This window comes from Pseudomonas frederiksbergensis (assembly GCF_003732705.1).
GTDB classification, from domain to species: Bacteria; Pseudomonadota; Gammaproteobacteria; order Pseudomonadales; family Pseudomonadaceae; genus Aquipseudomonas; species Aquipseudomonas frederiksbergensis_F.
Window position 1 is genome coordinate 61,180 of sequence record NZ_MOBR01000040.1, and the last position, 22,427, is coordinate 83,606.

24 protein-coding genes, 1 tRNA gene and 1 pseudogene are annotated in these 22,427 nt (G+C 57.3%); 9 read left to right on the plus strand and 17 right to left on the minus strand.

Translation table 11 applies throughout. The features are described 5' to 3' along the window. Positions 1-6: 6 nt before the first annotated feature. A complete protein-coding gene (locus BK667_RS25500; protein WP_123599269.1) occupies positions 7-909 on the minus strand; it encodes a siderophore-interacting protein in 903 nt (300 codons plus the stop codon). A 104-nt stretch (positions 910-1,013) separates the two neighbouring features. Beyond that, on the minus strand, positions 1,014-1,391 hold the full coding sequence (locus tag BK667_RS25505; RefSeq protein ID WP_123599270.1) for an SPOR domain-containing protein: 378 nt from the start codon (positions 1,389-1,391) through the stop codon (positions 1,014-1,016). 248 nt (positions 1,392-1,639) lie between these two features. Between BK667_RS25505 and csrA the strand changes: the two genes are divergently transcribed. Next, the gene (gene csrA / locus BK667_RS25510) at positions 1,640-1,831 is read left to right on the plus strand and encodes a carbon storage regulator CsrA (protein WP_017337657.1); all 192 of its coding nucleotides are present in this window, start codon (positions 1,640-1,642) and stop codon (positions 1,829-1,831) included. A 182-nt stretch (positions 1,832-2,013) separates the two neighbouring features. Here csrA and BK667_RS25515 read toward each other — a convergent pair whose 3' ends face one another. Further along, a complete protein-coding gene (locus BK667_RS25515; RefSeq protein WP_123512596.1) occupies positions 2,014-2,469 on the minus strand; it encodes a DUF2214 family protein in 456 nt (151 codons plus the stop codon). A gap of 214 nt (positions 2,470-2,683) precedes the next feature. On the opposite strand from BK667_RS25515, the gene BK667_RS25520 reads away from it, so the two are divergent. The 5 genes from BK667_RS25520 to BK667_RS25540 all read left to right on the plus strand — a co-directional run bounded on the left by BK667_RS25520 (position 2,684) and on the right by BK667_RS25540 (position 6,368). Further along, positions 2,684-3,454 carry an alpha/beta hydrolase gene (locus BK667_RS25520; RefSeq protein ID WP_123599271.1) on the plus strand — a complete coding sequence of 257 codons (771 nt, stop codon included), beginning with the start codon at positions 2,684-2,686 and terminating at the stop codon, positions 3,452-3,454. A 135-nt stretch (positions 3,455-3,589) separates the two neighbouring features. Continuing rightward, on the plus strand, positions 3,590-3,847 hold the full coding sequence (locus tag BK667_RS25525) for a DUF2790 domain-containing protein (protein ID WP_123599272.1): 258 nt from the start codon (positions 3,590-3,592) through the stop codon (positions 3,845-3,847). A 101-nt stretch (positions 3,848-3,948) separates the two neighbouring features. Further along, entirely contained in the window at positions 3,949-4,620 is a 672-nt protein-coding gene (locus BK667_RS25530; protein ID WP_054053013.1) for a heavy metal response regulator transcription factor, read from the plus strand. Beyond that, positions 4,617-6,020 (plus strand): heavy metal sensor histidine kinase, encoded by a 1,404-nt coding sequence (locus BK667_RS25535; RefSeq protein ID WP_123599273.1) that lies wholly within the window; start codon positions 4,617-4,619, stop codon positions 6,018-6,020. The genes BK667_RS25530 and BK667_RS25535 overlap by 4 nt, the downstream gene beginning before the upstream one ends. Before the next feature lie 129 nt (positions 6,021-6,149). Then, positions 6,150-6,368 (plus strand): hypothetical protein, encoded by a 219-nt coding sequence (locus BK667_RS25540; protein WP_123403657.1) that lies wholly within the window; start codon positions 6,150-6,152, stop codon positions 6,366-6,368. Positions 6,369-6,460: 92 nt separating this feature from the next. On the opposite strand, the gene BK667_RS25545 is transcribed toward BK667_RS25540, so the two are convergent. From BK667_RS25545 to BK667_RS33140, 8 genes and pseudogenes are all read right to left on the minus strand, one after another. Next, complete coding sequence (locus BK667_RS25545) at positions 6,461-6,832, minus strand: DUF6124 family protein (RefSeq protein WP_123599274.1); 372 nt, start codon at positions 6,830-6,832, stop codon at positions 6,461-6,463. Between the two features lie 505 nt (positions 6,833-7,337). Next, positions 7,338-7,613, minus strand: coding sequence for a bacteriocin immunity protein (locus tag BK667_RS25550; protein ID WP_054048624.1), 276 nt, complete (start codon positions 7,611-7,613; stop codon positions 7,338-7,340). Positions 7,614-7,621: 8 nt separating this feature from the next. After that, positions 7,622-7,714, minus strand: a pseudogene (locus tag BK667_RS34090) (pyocin-S2/colicin E7-DNase domain-containing protein); the annotation flags it as partial. 104 nt (positions 7,715-7,818) lie between these two features. Then, positions 7,819-8,190, minus strand: coding sequence for a Rap1a/Tai family immunity protein (locus BK667_RS25560; protein ID WP_123599275.1), 372 nt, complete (start codon positions 8,188-8,190; stop codon positions 7,819-7,821). Between the two features lie 350 nt (positions 8,191-8,540). Beyond that, the gene (locus BK667_RS25565; protein ID WP_123599276.1) at positions 8,541-8,792 is read right to left on the minus strand and encodes a bacteriocin immunity protein; all 252 of its coding nucleotides are present in this window, start codon (positions 8,790-8,792) and stop codon (positions 8,541-8,543) included. Next, the gene (locus BK667_RS25570; protein ID WP_123599277.1) at positions 8,789-10,138 is read right to left on the minus strand and encodes a pyocin-S2/colicin E7-DNase domain-containing protein; all 1,350 of its coding nucleotides are present in this window, start codon (positions 10,136-10,138) and stop codon (positions 8,789-8,791) included. Before BK667_RS25570 ends, BK667_RS25565 begins: the two co-directional genes overlap by 4 nt. Before the next feature lie 307 nt (positions 10,139-10,445). Then, positions 10,446-10,808, minus strand: coding sequence for a hypothetical protein (locus tag BK667_RS25575; protein WP_123599278.1), 363 nt, complete (start codon positions 10,806-10,808; stop codon positions 10,446-10,448). A gap of 94 nt (positions 10,809-10,902) precedes the next feature. Further along, positions 10,903-11,970 (minus strand): hypothetical protein, encoded by a 1,068-nt coding sequence (locus BK667_RS33140; protein WP_148060164.1) that lies wholly within the window; start codon positions 11,968-11,970, stop codon positions 10,903-10,905. Positions 11,971-12,194: 224 nt separating this feature from the next. Here BK667_RS33140 and BK667_RS25580 point away from each other — a divergent pair, with 224 nt between their 5' ends. Then, positions 12,195-12,419 carry a hypothetical protein gene (locus BK667_RS25580; RefSeq protein ID WP_148060165.1) on the plus strand — a complete coding sequence of 75 codons (225 nt, stop codon included), beginning with the start codon at positions 12,195-12,197 and terminating at the stop codon, positions 12,417-12,419. Between the two features lie 198 nt (positions 12,420-12,617). Here the strand turns inward: BK667_RS25580 and BK667_RS25585 are convergent. Beyond that, a tRNA-Val gene (locus tag BK667_RS25585) sits at positions 12,618-12,694 on the minus strand. 183 nt (positions 12,695-12,877) lie between these two features. Between BK667_RS25585 and BK667_RS25590 the strand changes: the two genes are divergently transcribed. Then, the gene (locus BK667_RS25590; RefSeq protein WP_123512578.1) at positions 12,878-14,161 is read left to right on the plus strand and encodes an NAD(P)/FAD-dependent oxidoreductase; all 1,284 of its coding nucleotides are present in this window, start codon (positions 12,878-12,880) and stop codon (positions 14,159-14,161) included. A 262-nt stretch (positions 14,162-14,423) separates the two neighbouring features. Here the strand turns inward: BK667_RS25590 and BK667_RS25595 are convergent, their stop codons facing one another. Then, positions 14,424-15,272 carry an oxidoreductase gene (locus BK667_RS25595; protein ID WP_123599280.1) on the minus strand — a complete coding sequence of 283 codons (849 nt, stop codon included), beginning with the start codon at positions 15,270-15,272 and terminating at the stop codon, positions 14,424-14,426. A gap of 116 nt (positions 15,273-15,388) precedes the next feature. Between BK667_RS25595 and BK667_RS25600 the strand changes: the two genes are divergently transcribed. Beyond that, positions 15,389-16,288 (plus strand): LysR family transcriptional regulator, encoded by a 900-nt coding sequence (locus tag BK667_RS25600; RefSeq protein ID WP_123512574.1) that lies wholly within the window; start codon positions 15,389-15,391, stop codon positions 16,286-16,288. Positions 16,289-16,479: 191 nt separating this feature from the next. On the opposite strand, the gene BK667_RS25605 is transcribed toward BK667_RS25600, so the two are convergent. Genes BK667_RS25605 through BK667_RS25620 form a run of 4 tightly spaced genes read right to left on the minus strand, consistent with a single transcriptional unit; the run spans position 16,480 to position 22,055 of the window. Then, positions 16,480-17,451 (minus strand): XdhC family protein, encoded by a 972-nt coding sequence (locus BK667_RS25605; RefSeq protein WP_123599281.1) that lies wholly within the window; start codon positions 17,449-17,451, stop codon positions 16,480-16,482. 1 nt (position 17,452) lies between these two features. Then, positions 17,453-18,688: a c-type cytochrome gene (locus tag BK667_RS25610; protein WP_123599282.1), complete on the minus strand. Its 1,236-nt coding sequence runs from the start codon at positions 18,686-18,688 to the stop codon at positions 17,453-17,455. 3 nt (positions 18,689-18,691) lie between these two features. Further along, positions 18,692-19,231, minus strand: coding sequence for a (2Fe-2S)-binding protein (locus BK667_RS25615; protein WP_123403637.1), 540 nt, complete (start codon positions 19,229-19,231; stop codon positions 18,692-18,694). Continuing rightward, entirely contained in the window at positions 19,224-22,055 is a 2,832-nt protein-coding gene (locus tag BK667_RS25620; protein ID WP_123599283.1) for a xanthine dehydrogenase family protein molybdopterin-binding subunit, read from the minus strand. Before BK667_RS25620 ends, BK667_RS25615 begins: the two co-directional genes overlap by 8 nt. Between the last annotated feature and the right edge of the window lie 372 nt (positions 22,056-22,427).

Consider the following 22,427-nt stretch of genomic DNA (forward strand, 5'->3'; position numbering starts at 1 on the left):
TTGTTTTTAACCGCCGACTTTGTTGTAGCGCCAGTAGCCCATCAGGTTGAGCGACTCCCGTGGAATGCCGCGCTCCTTGATCAGGTACTTGCGCAGGCTCATCACTGCGACCGTCTCACCAGCGATCCAGCCGTAGAAACCATCGCTGGCTGACTCGGAGGTTTCCCAGAGGATCTCTTCGTCGACGTTTACTTCCGCCAGTTCCACCAATTCGGATGCCTTCGAAGCGTATAACGGCAGGTTCGCCCGCTGGACCGCTTCGACCATCAGCGATCCTGCGCTGGCGTGGTCGCGAATCAGCCATTCAACTGAAAGCCCCGGCCAATCGGGTACCGGCAAGGCATCTTCCCGGCTGTCGACTTCAAAAAAAGCCTGGGTCACCGGCGGCTCATCCATGGCCGCCAGCTCATCGAGAATGCCGAGCGCTGCGGGCAACGCCGTTCCATCAGCGACCAGCAACAATTGCTTGAGCGCTTGCGGCGGCTTCCATTCAAAACCGCCTGCATCCTGCGCCGTGAAGTGCCGATCCGGCGCCCGGATCTGGATCGATTCGCCCGGCACCGCACGAATGGCCCAACGGGAGGCCGGCCCTGTTTCACCGTGCAACACAAAGTCGATGTCGACTTCGCCCTGCTCGGCGCGCAAATGGCGGATGGTGTAAGTGCGCATCGCAGGGCGCTGGACGACCGGCATTGAACGATAGCGGGCGAGCCAGTCATCCTCATGGGCAAGCCTGGCGGGTGATCCATCCTCGGCGGGAAAGAACAGTTTCACCCGTTGATCCGGCGCCCAGGTGGCCATCTCGGTGACCATCGGCCCGGCCAGGGTGACGCGCATCATATGCGGGCTCAAGGTCTGCTTGCGCCGCAACACGGCATCGAACATTTTGTAAGGATTGGCGGAGGCCATGGGGGGAACTCCTTCTGGGAATCGACAGTGACTACGTATAAATACGAGTCAGCGCAGACACCCTTTAGGATTCCCCGCTGAACGGCGCCTGAACCGTTGCGTGATTACTGAGCCGCCGGACGCTCGATGATCAGCGATTCGATGTTCATCTTTTTCGCCCGGTTCAGCGCTGCGTTCAAGTCAGCCTGCCTGGCTTCGGCCTCGGCTTTGGAAGCGAACGGCCCGAGCAGGATCCGGTCCTTGCCGTTTTCCCGGACCACGTTGGAAACGAAGCTATGCTCGATCAACCAGCCGCTCAAATCGCTGACTGCCTGGGTTGTTTCGCCGCGCACTTCGAGATCCCATTGCGGACCCGTTGCAACAGCGGGCGCTGTTGCCGGTGCGGAAACAGTCGCAGCAGGCGTCTTTTGAGCGCTCGCATCCTTCCCTTCACCACATCCTGCCAACGCCAATACTGCGATTACCAAGGCCATTTTGCGCACAACGCTTCCCTCTGAATGCTGAAAGCGCGAATTTTACCATTCATGAATACTTCCCGAGTGCCGCAAAATGGGCTTAAAACAACGAGAATGATGGATGCGGCCTCTGTATAGTTACGCCTTGGGAATTAATGCAGCATCTGCGCGTCAGAAAGAGGCACCCAAACCGTGAGACTTCGCACTAATCTATAACTACACCGACCTCTGCACTGTCTGAATCAGGTGCCCTACACGCAATCAAGGAGAAGACCATGCTGATACTCACCCGCAAAGTCGGTGAAAGCATAAACATCGGTGATGACATCACTATTACCATTCTGGGCGTTAGCGGCCAGCAAGTCAGGATCGGCATCAACGCCCCGAAGGACGTCGCCGTGCATCGCGAAGAAATCTATCAGCGCATTCAGGCTGGGCTGACCGCTCCAGACAAGCCACAACCCTGAATCCTGCTGCAGTCAGTAGCCAGCCCGTTCGCTTCAGCGCAATGGCTGGCTAAAGATTCATGCTCGGTATTTCGCTGAGCACCCGCCTTTCCCTTCCCCCGTTACATGAAGCCGATACTACCGGCTTCGGCCAAGCCCTGGCTGTCAGACCATTCGCTTTAACCCCGACGAATACATCACCGCTATCCGAAGGCCACTCCGCGCGCCATGCCCGTCGCCGCAATCACCATCAGCATCATCAACAGCGCTTCAATATGGCTGATTCGTGCAAACAACTTCGCCCGGCCCAGATCAACCGAAGCGCCGCGCCCCAAGGCAATCCGCCACTTGATCAAGGTGATCATCGGCGCCAGCTCCAGCAGCAGAATGATCACGAACAACGTCATCTTCAGATGAAACAGCGGCTGATGAAGGTAATAGTCGGTGCCTTTTTCGTACCCGCCGAAAGCGCGCATCAGACCGGTGATCAGCAAAATCCCCGCAGAAATCCCCCACACGTTATCGGCGACCAGCACGCTTCGGACCTGCGCCGTGCCTGCGGCCAAGCGGCTTAATGCTGTGCCCCGAGTCAGCACGCCCCAAAGACCCATGGCAAACGCCAAGAGATGGATCGCCGCAAGAAACCAGTGAAACAGCATAGGAACGCTCCTGACAGGGAAATGGAAAAGGGCTTGTCAGTAGTAGTCCAAAACCTGGAAATCTGCCCGCCATTAAACCTCTGCCGCACCGTAACGCATTACAGCTTTGTCATTGAGTTGTCAGCGTAGGTCGCACCCTCAATTCATACAGTGTCGTCGTCAGCCACCCAACCGGGCGGCTCGCCTTCCACTGATGAAGAAAAGGGTCGACACCATGAAACCAATGAACAAACTTTGCCTGATCGCCGCCAGCCTGTTGATGCTCGGCACCGGCTCCGCGATGGCCGCCAATATTGCGCCGGTGAAGGCCGACAACGTTGTGCTGGTGCACGGTTCCTGGGCTGATGGTTCGAGTTGGTCCGAGGTGATCACACGGTTGCAAGCCGCCGGTTTGCACGTCACCGCCGTGCAGAACCCATTGACCTCCGTGGCCAACGACGTCGCCGCCACCCAGCGAGTCCTCGATCAACAAGACGGTCCTACAGTGCTGGTCGGCCATTCCTACGCCGGCACCGTGGTCAGTGAAGCCGGGGTGGATCCGAAAGTCAGCGCCCTGGTCTACGTCGCCGCCCGCGCCCCGGATGCCGGCGAAGATTTCGTCGCCCTCTCTGGCAAATACCCGACCATGCCCGTGCGCGCCGGCACCGAGGAGCACGACGGCTACGTCAGTTTGAAACAGGACGCCTTCCTGAAGTACTTCGCCAGCGATGTTCCCCACGACAAGGCCATGGCCCTGTTCGCCGTGCAACAACCGATCGCCAAAACCCTGTTTGGCGAACGCACCACCGCCGCTGCCTGGCACACCAAACCATCCTGGTACGCAGTGTCCAGCCTTGACCAGACGATCAACCCGGACCTGGAACGCTTCCTCGCCAAGCGCATGGGCGCGACCACCATCGAGCTGCCGTCGAGCCATTTGTCGCTGGTGTCCCACTCGAAAGAAATCGCCGACCTGATCCTCGAAGCCTCCGGCCGCCAGCCGTAATCCCGGGGCGAATTGCATTACAGCTTTGTCATTCAACTGTTGGTCGGCTGTTCGGATCACCTCGTTAACCTGAGCTCACTGCCCAGTCACTTAACCGGCAGCCATCCTCCCCCAGCTATTAAAGAGAGACACATCATGAAAATGTTAATCCTCGGTTTCGCCGCCCTCCTCGCCACCGGTTCGGCCTTCGCCGACACCCCGCCACAGGCGCCGGTGATTCATGACAAGACCGGTTTCTTCGTCCATATGGATGTCGCCAAAGTGCTGTCCACTACCGACATCTCACAACAGTGCGGCATTATTCCTGCGCGCCTGGACTACCTGGACCACGCCGGTCAGGAACACGTTCTGGATTACCAGGTAGAAGGCTCCGGCTGCATCAATGACAATTGAGTGTGCGTTGCCAACGATGTGTGGCCCGCGTCATGCGCAGATGATCGGGCTACACTGGCTCACGCCCACCACGGTGCAATGACTTCTTACGGAAACCGACCATGAACATCCTTGTCGTTGAAGACGAGCCCAAGGCAGGCAATTACCTGCTCAATGGTTTGCAGGAACTCGGTTACTCGGTCAGCCTCGCGCGCAATGGCGTGGACGGCTTGCACCTGGCCCTGGAAACCTCGTTCGACGTCATCGTGCTCGATGTGATGATGCCGAAAATGGACGGCTGGGAAGTGCTGCGGCGCTTGCGCAAGGAAGCCGATACGCCGGTGCTGTTTCTCAGCGCCCGCGACGACATCGCCGACCGAATCAAAGGCCTGGAACTGGGCGCCGACGATTACCTGATCAAACCGTTCTCCTTCGCCGAACTGGTGGCGCGCCTGCGCACCTTGACCCGACGCGGCCCGTCCCGGGAAGAAGAACAACTGCAAGTCGCCGACCTGCAAATCGACGTGCTCAAGCGTCGTATCACCCGCGACGGCGTGCGGATCACCCTGACCAACAAAGAATTCGCCCTGCTGCATTTGTTCGCCACCCATCAAGGCCAAGTGTTGTCCCGCTCGCTGATTGCCTCGCGGGTGTGGGACATGAATTTCGACAGCGACACCAATGTGGTGGACGTCGCGGTTCGGCGTTTACGCCTGAAAGTCGACGACCCGTTCCAGCTCAAGTTGATCCACAGCGTACGTGGCATCGGCTACCGCTTTGATACGCAGCCATGAACGGTCGACCGCATTCCCTGACCCTGCGCCTGGCGCTGCTGTTTGCGTTGCTGGCGTTTGCCTCGGTCATCACCCTGGGCGTGTGTTTGTATCGCGAGTTGGAACGCGAGCTGATCCGCCGGGACGATGCCGCGCTGGTCACCCGCATCGATCAACTGCGCACCTTCCTGAATGACAGCAACACCCTGGACCTGATCAAGAGCAAACCGGCCTTGTTCCAGAACATGCTCGGCAACCGCGAATCGGTGCTGGTGATCGGCGCGGCCGGAAAAAAACCGTTGCTGGTGGTCAATCCCGGCAACCTTGACCTGCCGAACCTGGCGCCCGTAACAATGGACCATCCACTGGTCCTGGGCGACGTGCAGCACTTCTCCGGCGTGGATGGCGTGCCCTTCGCGGCGCTGGCGGCGACCATCGACTCCGGCGACCTGGGCAGCCTGCAAGTCGTGGCCGGACGGTTGATGACCGAACGCACCAGCGTGTTGGCCAACTACCGGTTGCGCGTTTACTTCCTGGCCAGCGTCGCGGCCCTATTGCTCGCCCTCTGCGGCTATTTGCTGCTCTATCGCGGCCTGCTGCCGTTACGGCGCCTGGCCAAACACGCCCACGGCATCGGCGTCGGCAACCTCACCGAACGCCTCGACAACCACGGCGCGCCGCTGGAAGTGCTGCCGATGATCGACGCCTTCAACGGCGTGCTCGACCGCCTCGCCAAAGGCTTCGTCCAGCTCGGCCAGGTCTCCACCGACATGGCCCACGAACTGCGCACCCCGATCAACAACCTGCTCGGCGAAACCCAAGTCGCCCTCCAGCAAAACCGCAGCGTCGAAGCCTACCAACAACTGCTCGCCTCCAACGTCGAAGAACTCGAACGCCTGGCGCGCATGCTCGACAATATGCTGTTCCTCGCCCGAACCGACCCGGCCAGCGCCTTGCGCCAACGCCAGGAACTGGATGCGGCGGACGAAATGGAGCGCATGGCGGATTACTTTGAAGGGTTGGCGGCGGACGTCGGGATCAGCATCAATGCCCACGGCAGTGGCGTGATCTGGGCCGAGCCGATGTTGTTGCGGCGGGCGCTGGCCAACCTGTGTTCGAACGCCATCAAATATGGCGCGCCGGATTCGGAATTGGTGGTGAGTGCGACACCTTCTTCTGATGGGATCAGCCTGCGGGTAAGCAACCACGGCGCGACCATTGATGCGGCGCATCTGCCGAAACTGTTTGACCGGTTTTATCGGGTGGATGAGTCGCGGGAACGGTCGGCACAATCCAATGGATTGGGGTTGTCGATTGTGGCGACGATTATGCAGCTGCACAGCGGCGGGTATGGCGTCACCAGTGAGAATGGGGTGACGTGTTTTGAGTTGTTCTTTCCGGGGCGGGTGTTGGAAGGATGATTAGGCTTATGGGTCTATTTGAGTAACAGGCCGTGACATAACTGGCGAACAGCCATCTATCTCCCTATCATGCCGCCCACTGGCCCTTGCGTAAGCGGTCAGAGGACAATCATTTAAAAGGGAATAGACGTGAAAGAGTTCGTAATTGGCGTAAACAACGTAGTTCTGTATGTCGCGCTGGCCGTCATCTGGATCGCCGCCATAGTCATGTTCTCCATTCAGGGTTTCTGGTCCGGTGTAGGCGTTTTCATCACCGGCACCCTGACCTGGTGCATCGTCTCCGGCTTCTGGTTCGTACAATCGGCGACTTATGAAGAACTGAAAAAGTTGAACGCCAAACAAGGCTGACACTCGTTGGCCGGACCTGCCACACAGGTCCGATGTTGCTTCATGCAACAAGTGTAACGAGGGGGCAATCCCCTCGTTACAGCGCCTGGCGACTACCCAGGCTTGTGGTTATCCAGTACCCGATTCACCGCCAACTCACCCAACCTGATCACCTGCTGCAGCATCAGCATCTTCCTGCGCTGCGGGCCGTCCATCGTGCTGGCGATCTCACTCGCCATTTCAGTGGCCGACGCCAACGATTCGCAAGACTGGACGAGCAACGTTTCGTCATTCACCGCTGGGTTGATGATGAAGGTGTCGCTGCTGGGGTCGCGGGGCGGTATCGGCTCTTTCAGCGCCCCGGGGTTGAGGTAGAAGTTGAGTGCGCGGTCGGATGCCTCTTTCATTTTCTTGGGGTCAAGATCAAGAGAAGCGTCGTAGGGTACTGGATCGGTGTGCGGGGGATTGGGCGTTACTTTGAACATGAATTAGGTCCTCAAATGAGGCCGCAACTCTTTAGCTACTAAACAGAAGGGTGGCGGCTGTTTGCAGGTTAGTAGACCGGGGACCTAGCAATCCGGCGCGCCCGAGAGCGCCCTGCGCACAGCCACCATCAAGTGCAGGCAAATAAACGCCTGATTGATAGGTGCGTATGCACCTGCTAGGAAACCGAGCTACTAAACCCGACCACTGATGAGCAGTGGCAGGTAAACGATAGAGCCCAGGCCCAAGGCGCACAAGCCGGCGGATTCTGGCGCACGCGTAGGCAACGGCGCAAGGATTTGTAGCCTTTAGGACGTTACACCGAGTGTCGTTAAACACACGACTCGCAACGATTAAACACATCTCTAAAAAGCAGCGAAACGACTGCTGCTTTTAAGTGGCAGCCGCCGAAAGCGCTACGCCAAGTCAATAGGTGACAGCTCAATCTAGCAATGAAAATAAATCTGTCCCGTTTTTTTCGGTTTTTTTCCAGATACATAGAGTTGTTTACTCGCCTTTAAAACCCGGTAAGCCCTGGTCAGCACGCCACGCCTTCACAATCTGCGTCACGCCCTCGGGGGAGTTATCTGCTCCGGGTTCCGGATAGTAGATCAAGTCTGACCCCGCTGGATGCTGGCTGATCTTTTTGAAATGCAGAAGAAGTAGGTCTGCACGATCATCGTTCTCGGCTTCCTCGTCTTCCTTCGCGAGTTCTTCTAGCAGCCCGATGAACTCCGCTTCGGTGTACTCAGAGAAGCTGTTTTTTAGCAATGTGTCTGTCATATGTTGGCCTATTCGTTCCGATGAAGATCAATGTGGTTTCTTGGCGTGTTAACCCGCAGGTTATCAACGTCGTAGACGCCACCACCCTCTGATACTTTTTCGAAACAAAAAGGTGACGGATCTATTTAAGAAAAAGAAAGGTGACGGATCTATTAAAGAGATTCACTTTTAAATAGATCTGTCACCTTTTCTACACTGAAAATCTCTAATCCTTGCACGGATATGCAGCCCGATAGGCTTTAAGCGCCAGCAGAGATGCGTTCTCATTAAGCGTCTCAGGGTGGTCATCAAAGTATTTCAACAGCACTCTGGCTGCCTGCCCCATTGTGAAACCTTCGCCGGGGATGCAGATTCCGATAGTTTCCGGGCTAGCCATGCGGGCTATCGACAAAGTATCCGTAACTCCGTTTACAAATCCCGCACAAATACCTGCATCAAAATACTGACTATTAGGAATCTTCTCTTTCAAGAATGCCCGGCAATTTCCAGCCATTTCGTTCCCAGTGTCAGCCCTCACCGATGATATAGCTGCAAAGCTGATCCCAACAACAGCGACTGCCTTCATGAGTTCTTTCATGGTCATCGTCCTTGCGTGATCTGCTAAGAGTATCTGGCAACATTGCAGAACGCCATCAGGCACGCCGACCGTATTCAGAATGCCCCTTCCCGAAAAGCGCCCCAAAATTTTGGGGCAAATTGCGGAGTTCACACAGAAATGGTCCCCTGCTCCCACGGCGGGAGCTTGAAAGCCACTAGACGAATAAATAGCGTAGCAAAAAGGTGACAGACCTATTTAATAGATTCTCCTTTAAATAGATCCGCCACCTTTTCTGCGGTAGATACTCATGCAGCCTCTTCTCGGGGATATTCCGATCCTACTTCGAAAGCTGTGCCCTTGTCGTCACACCTTCTCCCAAGAGCTGGAAATCAATCCTCCTTGAATCCCAACATGCCTTGAGCAGCACGCCATTCCTTCACAGTTTGGGTAATGCCTGATGCTGAATCATCGGCTCCGTCTTCCGGGTAGAAAATCAGATCAGACCCAGCAGGGTGCTCGCTCATCTCTTCAAAGTGGAACACCAGCTTGTCCACTTCCGGCTCCGTGCCATCGTGGCTAATGATGCGCTGTAGCAGGTCTACAAATTCACTTTCTGTGTAGTCGCTGATTGTGTTTTTCATAGTTTCTGCCTGTCTTCCTTGTGGATTTCAACGTGACGTTTTGGCGAGGCTACAGAGAGGTTATCGATATCGTACACAGCGCCGCCATGTTGAATGTGTTCGATGTGGTGAATCTCGTAACGACCATTTCCGCCATTGCGTTCTGCTTTTGGTGCAAATGGTGAATTGCCTTTTGCTAGCCAGCCTTGGTTGTTGGGCTTGAACTGACTGTTTAGCTCGGCATCATTGCCTACGGCGGTCCACAATGCCGCCCTGAAATCATCGAAGCTCTTAAACTTCTGACCACGTAACTGATCAGCAATTCTCGTTGGTATCGGTGAACCAAGTCCCGTGCCAGCGCCAGCAAGCCAGATGCCGGACACGTCCTGTCCTTGACCTGTGACAGTGCCCGGTGAGTGGCGAGCGCTGATAACGATGTACAGCGGCTGAATGCCAGACCCAGCCGGGAACACAAGGATGAAGTCCTTGTATTCGTCCGGGTAGATCGGGCTGACAATGATGTTATCCGCTTGTTCGGTGGGCGGATAAATCCAAATCTGTGGAGCTTGTGGCGCACCTTCTAGCGGTGGAATCCCAGACGTGCTGGATGGGTCAACGGCTGGCGTCCAAATCAATGTCACGCCATCGCCAAAGTCCGCCACTTGCTTGGCGTCCTGAACTACGAACCCCACTACGGGAATCATTTCCCATTCGCCGCGCTTCTGGGTGTTGTACCCGTATCCCTTTAGGGTGCCATCGGCCTGTTGTTCAATGTGCAGACGGACACGCGTTCGAGCTTGCTTGAGTGAGCGAAGTTGATCCTCTGTATATAAGGAGCTATCGCCCAAGCTCGATGACCACAACATCGCAACCATTCCTCCCAAGAACCCGGCAACTACGCCAGCAGTCACAATACCAGTGCCTGCCCCAGCCCCGACTCCTGTTGCAGCAGCAGTCTCCGTTGCAACACCAGCAGCGCCAGCAGTACATAAAGCGCCACAGGACGAAGTGGTCGCAACGGCTGCCCCACCTAATATAAGTGTCCCAATTGCAGTGGGTAGGGCGCTACCGCTGATTTTCTTGAGGGGAATGTTCCCGTCTGCATCCGTTTCACGACCACCGAGAATGGCAAACTCGCCGTAGTTGCCTACCTTCTCGACAGGGATAAACCCAGCTGGTTTCTTGTGGTCGATCACACCGTCAGGAAGGTCGCAGCTCTTGGCGAACACGCAACCCAGGCTATTTGGTTTGTTGTCTTCTTTCGGAGGGAGGTCATTGTATTCCGCCCAACGCTGGGCATGGATATCAACAGGTTCTACACCGCTGTTGCGGTAGCCCTTCGGCGGGTTTGGTACGTATCCGCTCACATGAGCTTCCTTGTTCGTCCTTGGGGAATTCCAGCCTGTAGCTGGGCAGCATCGACCTTCTCGGGAAGCTCAAGCGCTGGCTCTAGGACAACTCCCAAAAGCCATACTGAAAATCCACTGATCAATTTTATTTGCCGGGGTGCGGAGGATATCGGGTTAGAGCTGGGTGTTGAATGATGGCAAATGGCCGCGCACTTAATCAAAAACAATCAAAAAGGTGGCGGATCTATTTAAGAGATTCACCTTTTAAATAGATCTGTCACCTTTTCTACTGGAAACTGCGGAGTGACTGGGCGTGGGAGGTGAGTCACACGGAAAGAGCAGGAACCGGGCGCTCCTCCCATCGCAACATCTCTTCACCATCCCGCACCTCGACCCGAACATTGCTGACCAGTCGACCGAACAGAAATGGATTATCCCCGCAGGAAATGCTCCCCATCCATGGAACACCATTGATCGTAAAATATGAGGCGGGATAAGGAATCGCTTTCCTGTCTTTTGCATAGACAAGCTTTTCGGAAAAAGATGAGGTTTTTTCGATATACAGATTTTCCATCAAGTCCTTGATGTATGGACCTGAACGGCGATAGCTGACGATTGCAACCACCTCATCTTCTACAGCAGCATGATCGCCGAACCATTTCCACGTGATAAGCCATGCAGTTTTCATCCACCAACCTCTACGCTGGAAAGCACACAGCGTAGAAGCCTAGCTCCTGCTCACTCACTTCATGAAAAGATTGCTTGCATAGCTAATCATTTATCTATGTGATTTTGAGTGAGCCTGCGATAGGGACAATGACTGGTATTTCGGCCTCCACTGGAGATAGTTCGGCGAGCGATGCAGCCCAAATGCTTAATTTTTCAAGACAAGAGTTAGCATAAGTCAACGAATCTAGGGCTGAAACCGCATCGTCTTTTTCGATGATGTTATGGAAGCGTGCCAGCCGGAGTGAAGGATCGTCAAAATGCTTACCTGAATTACGGTCATCTTTTAATTTTCCCGGGTCAGACGGCAACGGCAACTTGACGAAAGGTAAAGACTCCGAGTTAGACAGTTTGACGATTCCTGTAATGGCAAAGAGCGTTGCTCCCGCCGTTGCTAATGGCGCTGCGTGAATTATCAAATTCCGGTAACTACCAAGGATATCTAGCCAGTTTCCCGGAGAGGATATCTTTTGAATTTCCACTCCGTGCGGGTCAGTCGGCGGGGACTTTCTCCAATGACTACATAGTGATCCAATGCTTGTAATGTTTGCTGAGCTTGTAGGCTTAACATGCCAGTAAAATTCGATCAGGTAATCTCGGAGAGTGCAAGCGTCAATAAGAAAGGTTTGGGCGGCCAAGTAACAGAGCTCTGTAAATCCGTCAAGGAAGCGCTGGCCATCCTTGAAGTCTCCCGATTGCAATTTGGCGTTCAACTGATCCATATAGGTTTCCGATAGCTGTCGGACTCGCCACTCACAACTCCTGAGCTGATGAGATATACGAGTGGCTATATCATAAAGTTTGCTATCGCCCTTTTTAAACGCACCATTTGCAATAAAGGACCAATCTCTACCTTGATCCCATGTGAGCCAGCCTGAGCCTGATGACGGTTTGATGCGCCATTCAGGTCGTGCTTGTGAGTGTGCTCCCGTAAAGAAATCGCATCCTACGACCTCCAATCCGAGCCTTCTAATGTCTGAGAATAGCGAGGTGTAGTTTTGTACTTCAATAGCTGTCCTCTCGCCGGTCATATCGCCCGGATAGAGAAAATTACACGACCTGTCATAACTCAGAACTCTGATGCCTCCACTGATATGAACCTCGCGTACCGATAACCATTCCATGAATCCCCTCCTTGATACTGTTGGCTTTTATCGCCACTCAGTGCAATCCGTGGAACCCCGTGGACAAATCCAGTGTTGGCTTTCGGTAACCGCTACGCCAGCACCGTGCCATCACGTCGCACGCTCACCCGGGGCTCAGGATTTCTCACTACGACTAGCCATTTACCACCCATCTCGATGATAGCAAAATGACAACAACTCAAACCACGCAGGACGCAAAGACAATGAAAGACATCGTGATCACCGTAGTGAATTTCTTCGCCTGGATAGGGATCATCGTGGCAACAGCTGTGGGATATTTTGTAATGAAGGGCAATTACGAGTACATCGGTGCCCTGATTGGCTTCGCCGTCGGGTGCCTAGGCTCTGGTGTGTGGTTTGTACTCTCGGCAATCCACCAGAATATCCAGACCATCCGGGACATCGCAGTCAGGCAGTCGCAAGGCTGATCACAACCTTCAACATCCGATTCAACCCCCACCGGCCCGAGCAGAATCCCATCCGTGAATGAACTGATATCGGCATTCACATTGCCCAGTGTGAACGAACTCGATATTTTGTAAACGTTTTGATGAAATCCAAGGCAACAAAAAAGGGCTCACCTTTCGGTGAGCCCTTCTAGACCGCCCAGCAGAGCGGATTTTGTTTGGTAGGCGCGATTGGACTCGAACCAACGACCCCCACCATGTCAAGGTGGTGCTCTAACCAACTGAGCTACGTGCCTGCTGTGAGGCGGCATTCTACGGAATTCCGGAGGGGTGTCAACACCTTTTTTCGAGCTAACCCTATGAATATGCAAAATATTTAATTTCGCTGCTGTGACGAAGATTTTCCGGTGGCTGGCGGCGGTTTTTTAACTCGGGTAGGATCGGCGGACTCGTAAAATATATTAAACAGAGGCTGCAGGATGGCGAACACCCCCTACCCAGAGTCCTATTACGCTGCATCGGCGAATGCGGTTGCGCCGCGTCCGGTTTTGCAGGGTGACGTTGAGACTGATGTCTGTGTGATCGGCGCCGGCTATACCGGGTTGTCCTCTGCCCTGTTTTTGCTGGAGAACGGTTTTAAGGTCACGGTGCTGGAGGCGGCCAAGGTGGGGTTTGGGGCGTCGGGTCGTAATGGCGGGCAGATCGTTAACAGTTATAGCCGTGACATTGATGTGATCGAGCGCAGTGTCGGGCCCAAGCAGGCGCAGTTGTTGGGGCAGATGGCGTTTGAGGGTGGGCGGATTATTCGTGAGCGGGTCGCCAAATATAATATCCAGTGCGATTTGAAGGACGGCGGTGTGTTCGCCGCTATCACGGCCAAGCAGATGGGGCATCTGGAATCGCAGAAGCGGTTGTGGGAGCGCTTTGGTCATACGCAGCTTGAGTTGCTGGATCAGAAGCGCATCCGTGATGTGGTGGCGTGCGATCAGTATGTCGGCGGCATGCTCGACATGAGTGGCGGGCATATTCATCCGTTGAACCTGGCGCTGGGTGAAGCGGCAGCCGTGGAGTCGTTGGGCGGCACTATTTATGAGCAGTCGCCGGCGGTGCGTATTGAACGCGGGGCGAATCCGGTGGTGCATACGCCGCAGGGTAAGGTTCGGGCCAAGTTCATCATCGTGGCGGGCAATGCTTATCTCGGTAATTTGGTGCCGGAGCTGGCGGCGAAGTCGATGCCGTGCGGGACTCAGGTGATTACCACTGAGCCGTTGGGTGATGCGTTGGCCAAGAGTCTGTTGCCGCAGGATTACTGTGTTGAGGACTGCAATTACTTGCTCGATTACTACCGACTGACCGGGGATAAGCGTTTGGTGTTCGGCGGTGGCGTGGTGTATGGCGCGCGGGATCCGGCGAACATTGAGGCGATTATTCGGCCGAAGATGCTCAAGGCGTTTCCGCAGTTGAAGGATGTGAAGATTGATTACGCCTGGACCGGAAATTTCCTGCTGACGTTGTCACGTCTTCCGCAGGTTGGGCGGCTGGGGGATAACATTTATTACTCCCAGGGCTGCAGCGGGCATGGTGTGACGTACACGCATTTGGCGGGCAAGGTGCTGGCCGAGGCATTGCGCGGACAGGCTGAGCGGTTTGATGCGTTTGCGGATTTGCCGCACTACCCGTTTCCGGGCGGGCAACTGTTGCGCACGCCGTTTGCGGCGTTGGGGGCTTGGTATTACGGGTTGCGGGATAAGTTTGGGTACTAAGCGATATCGCAATCCCTTGTAGGAGCGAAGCTTGCTCGCGAAGGCGGAGTGTCAGGCGACATTGATGTTGCCTGATGCGCCGCCTTCGCGAGCAAGCTTCGCTCCTACAGAGGGGAGTGTGTCAGTCGGCATCAGTTTGGCTGACACACCGCTTTCGCGAGCAAGCTTTGCTCCTACAGGGGGTTGGGTGTCAGTCGACATTTATGTTGTCTGATATGCCGTCTTCGCGAGCAGGCTCGCTCCCACAGGTAGAACACCGGTGTCAGCTCGGGAAGTCTGCGCCTTCGCTGACTTCTGCCCAGCCTTCGAAGTCTTTGCGCAGGGCTTCGATTTTGCCGCGGCCACCGGCCAGGGCGGCTTTGCCCAGCAGCAGTCGCAATGGCGGGTTCTCGGCTTCGACCGCATCGACGATGGCCACCGCCGCACGCACCGGATCACCGGGCTGCTTGCCGTTGTAGCCACGGATCATTTCCATGCGTTTGCCCGCCGTTTCGTCGTAATCGCTGATGGTCCGGCTCGCCTCGTTGGCCGAGCGCCCCGCCCAATCGGTGCGGAATCCGCTGGGTTCGACGATCAGTACTTTGATGCCCAGGGGCCCGACTTCCTGGGACAGGGATTCGGAAATACCTTCTACGGCAAACTTGGTGGCGTGGTAGAAACTCACTGCCGGGAACGCGACGATCCCGCCGACGGACGAGATGTTCACCACCGAGCCGCTACGCTGCTGGCGCATGCCTGGCAACACGGCCCGGGTCATCTGCACGAGGCCCCAGACGTTGATTTCCATCATGTTGCGCACTTGCTCCAGATCGCTTTCTTCGAACGAGCCGAAGTAGCCAATCCCCGCGTTGTTCACCAACACGTCGATACGGCCGAAGCGCGCTTGAGCGGCTTCAACGGCAGCATCGATCTGCGCCGGGTCGGTCACGTCCAGTTTCAACACCAGTGCGATGTCTTCGTGACCTTTGACGATGTCTTCGACCTGCGCCGGGTTACGCGCCGTGACCACGGTCGGGTAGCCGAGGCTGAGGGTGTGCAAGGCCAGTTGACGGCCGAAACCTGTTGAGCAGCCGGTGATGAACCAGACTGGTTTTGTAGTCGATGCAGTCATGCGGATCTTCCTCCAGTTAGCTGCCCGCCAGTGCGAGCCATGGACCTGAGTATGGACACGCTCGGCTTTGCGAAAAAGAGCCATAATCTGCAAGACCTTTTCGGAAAAACCACACAATGAAAGAGCCGGATTTTCAGCAACTGCGGCTGTTTATGCAGGTTGCCCATGCCAAGAGTTTCACCAGCGCCGCCGATGCCACGGGTTTGTCGGTGTCCACGGTCAGCCATGCCGTACGCGAGCTGGAGAAACAGTTGGGACTGAGGCTGCTGAACCGGACCACCCGCAGCGTCAACGTGACCGAAGCAGGCGAACAGTTGATCAGCAAGATCGCGCCGTTGATGGAGGATCTGGGATTGGCGTTGCGCAGTGCGTCGGCGGCCGGTGATGAGGTGGCGGGAACCCTGCGTTTGAGTGTGCCTTCCAGCGCCAGTCGGCTGATCCTGCAACCGCTGCTGCGCCGGTTTTTGTTGGCCCATCCGGGGATCAATCTCGAAGTCGCGGTGGACAACAGCCTGATTGATATCGTCACCCAAGGCTTTGACGCCGGCATCCGTTATGACGATGTGCTGGCCCAAGACATGGTGGTGGTGCCGATTCTGTTGGACATGCGCTTTGTGGTGGTGGCCTCGCCGGAGTATTTGGAATGCCGGAAGATTCCACAGCATCCGCAGGATTTGTTGCAGCATGAATGCCTGAATTATCGCAGCGCCGCGTCAGGCGCCCTGCCCCGTTGGGAGTTCGAGAAGGACGGCAAGCACACGCGGATTGCGGTCAAGGGACGCCTGGCGACCAATGACAGTGAATTGCTACTACGGGCGGCGCTGGATGGGTTTGGGTTTGCGTATTTATCCCATGCGCCGATTGCAAAACACGTGGATAGCGGGGAGTTGGTGTCAGTGCTGGAGGATTGGGTGCCGACCAGTACGCTTTATCTGTATTACTTTGAACGCAATAACACGCCGAAGAAGTTGCGGGCGTTTATTGATTTTTTGAAGGGTGAGGCTGCGAACAATTAACCACCAACAACACATCTCCCCTGTGGGAGCGGGCTTGCTCGCGAAAGCGGTGTGTCAGGCAACATTGATGTCGACTGACACGACAACAAAACCCCTGTAGGAGCGAAGCTTGCTCGCGAAAGCGGACTGTCGGCCAACATGGATGTTGGATGTGACGGCCTCTTCGCGGGCAAGCCTCGCTCCTACAAGGATCAGAGGCGATCTCGGGGGATGCCGCTACGGATTCGCAAGATGTCAGCGAGGACCGCCAAGGCGATTTCCGCCGGAGTCTTGCTGCCGAGGTTCAACCCGATCGGCGCATGAATCCTTGCGAGTTCCAGATCCCCCAACCCACCAATCCTGCGTAACCGCTCAAAGCGCTTCTGCGACGTCTGCATCGACCCCATCACACCGATATAAAACGCCTCGGTGCGCACCGCTTCCATCATCGCCAGATCATCAATCCGTGGATCGTGGGTCAACGCCACCACCGCCGTATCCCTGTGACAGCCGCCATCAGCGATAAACACCGACGGCAATTGCCGACGAATCTCGACGCCTTCCAGCACCACACCTTCCAGCACTTCGTCCCGTGGATCGCACAGAATCACCTCGAACCCCAGGCCCACCGCAAATTCCGCACAGGCCTGGGCAACGCTGGAATACCCCGCCAGCAACAGCCGCTGAGCCGCGCCGATCCGCACGCGCACCCGGTCGATTTCACGATCAATGCGCGCACCTTGCTCGCTGTCGGCGAATACACTGCGCGCGCCGCTGGCCAGATTGACCTCGCGGATCAACCGACGCTGCCCGAGCAACGCCGATTCCAGTTCCCGCAGATGCGCCTGAACCTCGCAATCCGGTTCAAGCGTCTCCACCAGCACATCGAGCACACCGCCACAGGGCAGGCTCACCCGAGAGCGCGGGTCATCGCCTTCGCCATACCGCACGACGCTGACGGCTTGATCAAACAAACCCTCGGCGACCCGCTCAAGGAAATCTTCCTCAACGCAGCCACCGGACAGCGAGCCAATCCACTGCCCTTCCGCGTTCACCGCCAGCAAAGAACCCGGCGCACGAGGCGCCGAGCCGTAGGTCGTCAACACCGTGCACAGCCAGACCCGCTGACCGGCGACAGACCACTCCAGTGCACGGCGCACAACCTGCAGATCGAGATGCTGCATGTCAGTGCGCCTTGTGCTCGGCCGGTGGTGCGTCCGCTTGCAGCTTCTGCACGTCGCTCACCGCGAGTTCACTCGACTGACCACCCCAACCCTGACGCAGGTAATTCAGCAGATCGGTCAGTTGCTCGTGATTGAGTTTGTCGGCGAAGCCCGGCATCGGTTGCATGCGTTCGAACCCGGCGAATTTCTGCTCACCGATGCCGTCCTCGATCACCCGCAGCAGGTTGCGCGGATCTTCCAGGCGCAACGTGGTGTTGCCGCGCATGGCCACGGCGATGTGCGGTTTGCCCTCGCCGTTCGGTGCGTGGCAACCGGCGCAAACGTTCAGATAATCCTGGCGACCGCGTTGAGCGCTGGGGCTCATCTTGTCCAGGGGCACTTCGGTCAGCACTTTCGCCGCTGGGGCTGGATCGCCCAGCAGATACGTCGCCATCGCCGCCAGGTCCGGGTCGTTGAGGCCTTGGGTGCTGTTGTGGAACACCGGGAACATCTCGTTGAACATCGTGCCTTGGGCGCTCATCCCGTGTTTAAGGAACGTGCTCAAGTCCTGGTGATTCCAGCCGCGAGCGGCCAGGTCAGTGGCCAGCAGACTTGGCGCCAGGTAGCCGTTGAGCAGGCCGCCAGTCAGGCGTTTGTCTTGTTGCATCGCGCCGGGTAAACCCCGTGGCGTGTGGCATTCGCCGCAGTGGCCGAGCACTTCGACCATGTACTCGCCGCGCTTGAATTCCTCGCTTTTGCCCTCGGTCGGCGCCAGTTTCACGTCCTTGCCGTAGAGCATGTTCCAGCCCATCAAACCCAGTCGTACGTTGAACGGAAAGCTCAGGCTGGTGACCGGTGCTGCACGTTCGATCGGCTCGACGGTTTTCAAGTAGGCGTGAATCGCGTCCGAGTCTTCTCGCGGCATCAAGTGATATGAGGTGTAGGGCATCGCCGGGTACAGGTTGGCGCCATCGCGACGCTTGCCTTCGGTGAGCGCCGCGAAGAATTCGTCATCGTTGTACAAACCGATGCCGTGCTCTTTGCTCGGGGTGATGTTGGTGCCGTAGATCGTGCCAAACGGCGAGATGATCGGCAGACCGCCTGCATACGGCGCGCCGCCCGGTGCGGTGTGGCACGCCATGCAATCGGCGGCGCGGGCGAGGTATTCGCCGCGCTTCACCTGGTCCTCCGCGTGAGCCAGCAACACAGGCGCAGCCAGGCCAACCGCCAATGCCAGGCGGGAAAGTAAACGGTTCATGGCTTAACCCTCCTTGACCAGGCCGAGATCGGTCAGCACGTTGCGGGTCGCGCTGTAATAGCGCACGTACCCCGTACAGCGGCAGATGTGGTGACCGAGGCTATCCTCGATGACTTTTTCCAGCTGACTTTTGACGATGGGCTGACGCTGCAGCTTCTCGACCAACACGGTCGCGGCATTCACGAAACCCGGCGCGCAATAGCTGCACTGGAAGGCGAATTCATCGACGAAGCGCTGCTGGATCGGGTTCAGTTCGGTGACCTTGCCCTGCTCGTCGCGGGTCGCGTGGCCTTCGATGGTCCGCACTTTCTTGCCTTCGAAGTAATGCGCGCCGGTGATGCAGGTGCGCACTTCTTCGCTGGTACCGTCCGGGTTGTCGACGATCACCACGCAGGCATGACAGATGCCTTGGCCGCAGCCAAGACGCGAGCCGGTGAGGTTTTTGTATTCGTGCAGGTAGTCGATCATCGGCAGGTCATCAGGGATGTCCACCGGGCCGACGGATTGACCGTTGAGGGTCAGTTGAAACGGACGGTTAGCCATTGAGGGCCTCCTTGATGCGTGCAGAAGTGATGGGCAGGTCGCGGACCCGTTTGCCGATGGCGTGGGCCACGGCGTTACCGATGGCGCCGACCACCGGGATCATCACCACTTCGGCAATGCCCTTGGAGGGATCGCTTGGCGACAGCGGCGGCAGGATCTCGGCGGTCTGATTCCACACTGCAACGTGGCGCGCCATCGGCAAGCGGTAACGGTTGAAGTTCCAGTCACCCTCCCCCGGCCCGCCTTCGTACAGCGGCATCTCTTCGAGCAGCGCATGGCCGATGCCCATGGCGATCCCGCCTTCGAGCTGGCCCCTGACCAGTTCTTCCACCAGCACCCGACCGCACTCGACCCACGAGTGATGGTTGAGCACTTGCACGTCGGCCGACCCCTTGTTCACTTTCAATTCCACCAGCGTCGCGACCGGGCTGTAGTAAGTCACCGCCGCGTTGTTCAACTGGGTATCCGGGTAGTGCACGTTCTGGCGATCCAGCAAGTGGAAACCGGCGCTGGTCATCTGCGCCAGTTTCGCCTTCGGTGCGCCGTCGCCGTACTTCACGGCCAAGCCGTCGAGAGGCAGACGCTCGCGCACGCCGTCGATGCTGAACTCGGCCTCGGCCCAGCTCCAGCGGTTGAAACCGTGCACCGTCGCGCCGGTCACCAGGCCTTTTTCGTGGGCGTGTTTCGCCAGTTGTTCAAAGCTCAGCGGCTGCATGCCGTTGGCGGTGAGTTTGCCGTCGACCCAATGCGCGTCTTCGCGGCGCACCACATACGGGTTGGCCTGGCCGCCGTAAGGGCCTTGGCCCCAGATCTGCAACGCCGCCGGCCACAAGCCGTGGTTGAACAACACCCGGGACGCTTCGCGAGTGGCGTGGCTGAAGTAGTACGCGGAGTTGGTCGCCGACGAGGCCGACGCGAGCTTGCCGACCCAGCGCGGGTTGCGCAGGAATCCGTCCTGTTCGGCCTGGCTCATGATGTACGGGTTGCCGCCAGTGATCAGCTGCAGCTCTTTCCATTCGGTTTCGCCGGTCTTCACTTCCGTGGCCGGGATGCCGATAAAATCCGCCACCACCAAGGCTTGAGAAGTGGACATGCCGGTGCCGATTTCGATGCCGATGTGGCGCAGGGTCACGTGGCCCTCGGCGGTGAATTCGATGCTGGCCATCGGCGCTTCGGAACCGGTGCCGAAGTCTTTCTGGCAAATGGCGAAACCGACGCCGTACCAGTGATCCGGGTCAGCGGCTTCACGCTGCTTTTTGATCGCGTCGCGGTTTTTCCAGACTTCGTGGACGGCGGCCTTGTCGAGAATTTCATGCAGGCGCAAGGCACCGGCCGGGACCGCGCCCTGGGTGTTTTTCATGCCCGAGAGCATGGCGTTTTTCTTGCGCAGGTCGATGGCGTCGATGCCGAGGCGACCGGCGATTTCATCGACCATCATCTCGGTGGACGCCATGCTTTGCAGGGTGCCGTAGCCGCGCATCGAGCCGGCTTCAACGGCGCGGGAATGGTAGGCCGTGACCTGCAAATCGTTCTGCGGCATGTAGTAGATCGACTGCGCCGCCGTGGCACCAACCGCCGCCACCGAAGGGCTGTAGTTGATCCGCCCGCCGCCGTCGACGCTCATCTCGGCGCGGAAAATCTGGAAGCTGTGATCGGTCTTGTCCACGGCCAACTGGTAGCGGATATCGAACGGGTGACGCTTGATCCCGCTCTGGAACTGCTCGTAGCGGTCGTTGGCCAGACGCACCGGCACACCGGCGCCGTACAACGCGGCCAGGGCTGCGTAGTAGACGAAGATGTTGTGGTCTTTGGAGCCGTAACCGACGGTGTAGCCCGGGTGCATGTTCAGGTTGGCCAGGCCGAAACGTGACGGTGCGATCATCTTCGCGGTTTCGGTGGCGGCTTCCAGTGGGCACTGGGTCGCGACCACAAAATGCAGGGTCTTGGTCGCCGGGTCGTACCAGCCGTTGCCGTTGTCCGGCTCCATCGCGGCGGGTTCGATCGACGGGGTTTTGTAGCGTTCGTCGAACACCAGCCAGTTGTCCGGCGGGCTGTCGATTTGCTGCTTCATGCGGTCGGCGTAAAACAGCCCGCGCTCGGTCAGGTTGCCGTGCAGGTCCGGCTGGGAATTCCACACCGGGCGACGGTTTTTCAGCATCGGGAACAGGATCGAATCCTTGAGGCTGGCGAATTCGTCTTCGTCCGCCGAGGTCGCGCCGCCGACCCGCACGTAGCGGAAGCTGCCGTAGGGATCGCCTTCGTAGAACGGCACTTGGGCACCGTATCGAATCGCTTTGTCATTGAATTTGAGCTTGGCTTTGGCCTGGCGGAAGCGCTCGAAGTCGTTCCAGATCAGGATCGCCACCGGGTGACCGATGAACATCGGCACCTTGCCTTCCGGCAGCAGCGGATCGGGGGCGTGCTCTTCCGGGAAGACGATGCCGTCCTTGTCCAGGTCGGCGGCGGTGACGATGCGGTCGGGCTGCAAGTCGGCACCGAGCCACGCCAGGTCGTAGCCGGCATAGATGCGGTCAGCCTTGGTGATTTTCAGCAACATGGCGTGACCCTGCTGCTGGGGCCAGCCCGGCATGTCCTTGGCGCGGATGTCGCGGGCAAAGACCTTGCTGCCGCAGACCTTGGACAAGGCGTCGTTACGTTGGCGCGCCTTGCCGTTGTTGCCGAGCCATTGCTCGGACGGCACGGTCACGCTGTTTTCCATCAAGGCCGCCAGCGCCTGGGAGCTGAGCGGTGTAAGCGTCACGCTCACACCCGCCACCAGCCCGCCCTGAAGGAACGAGCGCCGGGAAATATCACGGTTGGACATGGATCATCCTCTGGGCGGTTATGGGTCCGCCCTTCTGGTTATGTTCTGGGGATCTCGAGTCTTGCAGGAGCGCTTTTGAACGAAGCAAAAGGCTGAATAGACAGTGCAAAGCTGACCGAAAGGTTAACTTTAAAGGTTTCTGCGCTTGCGGCAAACAACCTGTTACAAAAAAACTGACCGAAGAATCAAAGTATTGCTGCGTTGCGCGGCAATAGGTCGGTGGAAAATGCTGATCTCTTCGATGACAAATGTTGCTCTCTATCGATAAAAAACGCTGTTCCCTATCGTGAAAAAACGGTGATCCCTGTAGGAGCGAGGCTTGCCCGCGAAGCTTTTAGCGTCAGAGAGGACGCCTTCGCGGGCAAGCCTTGC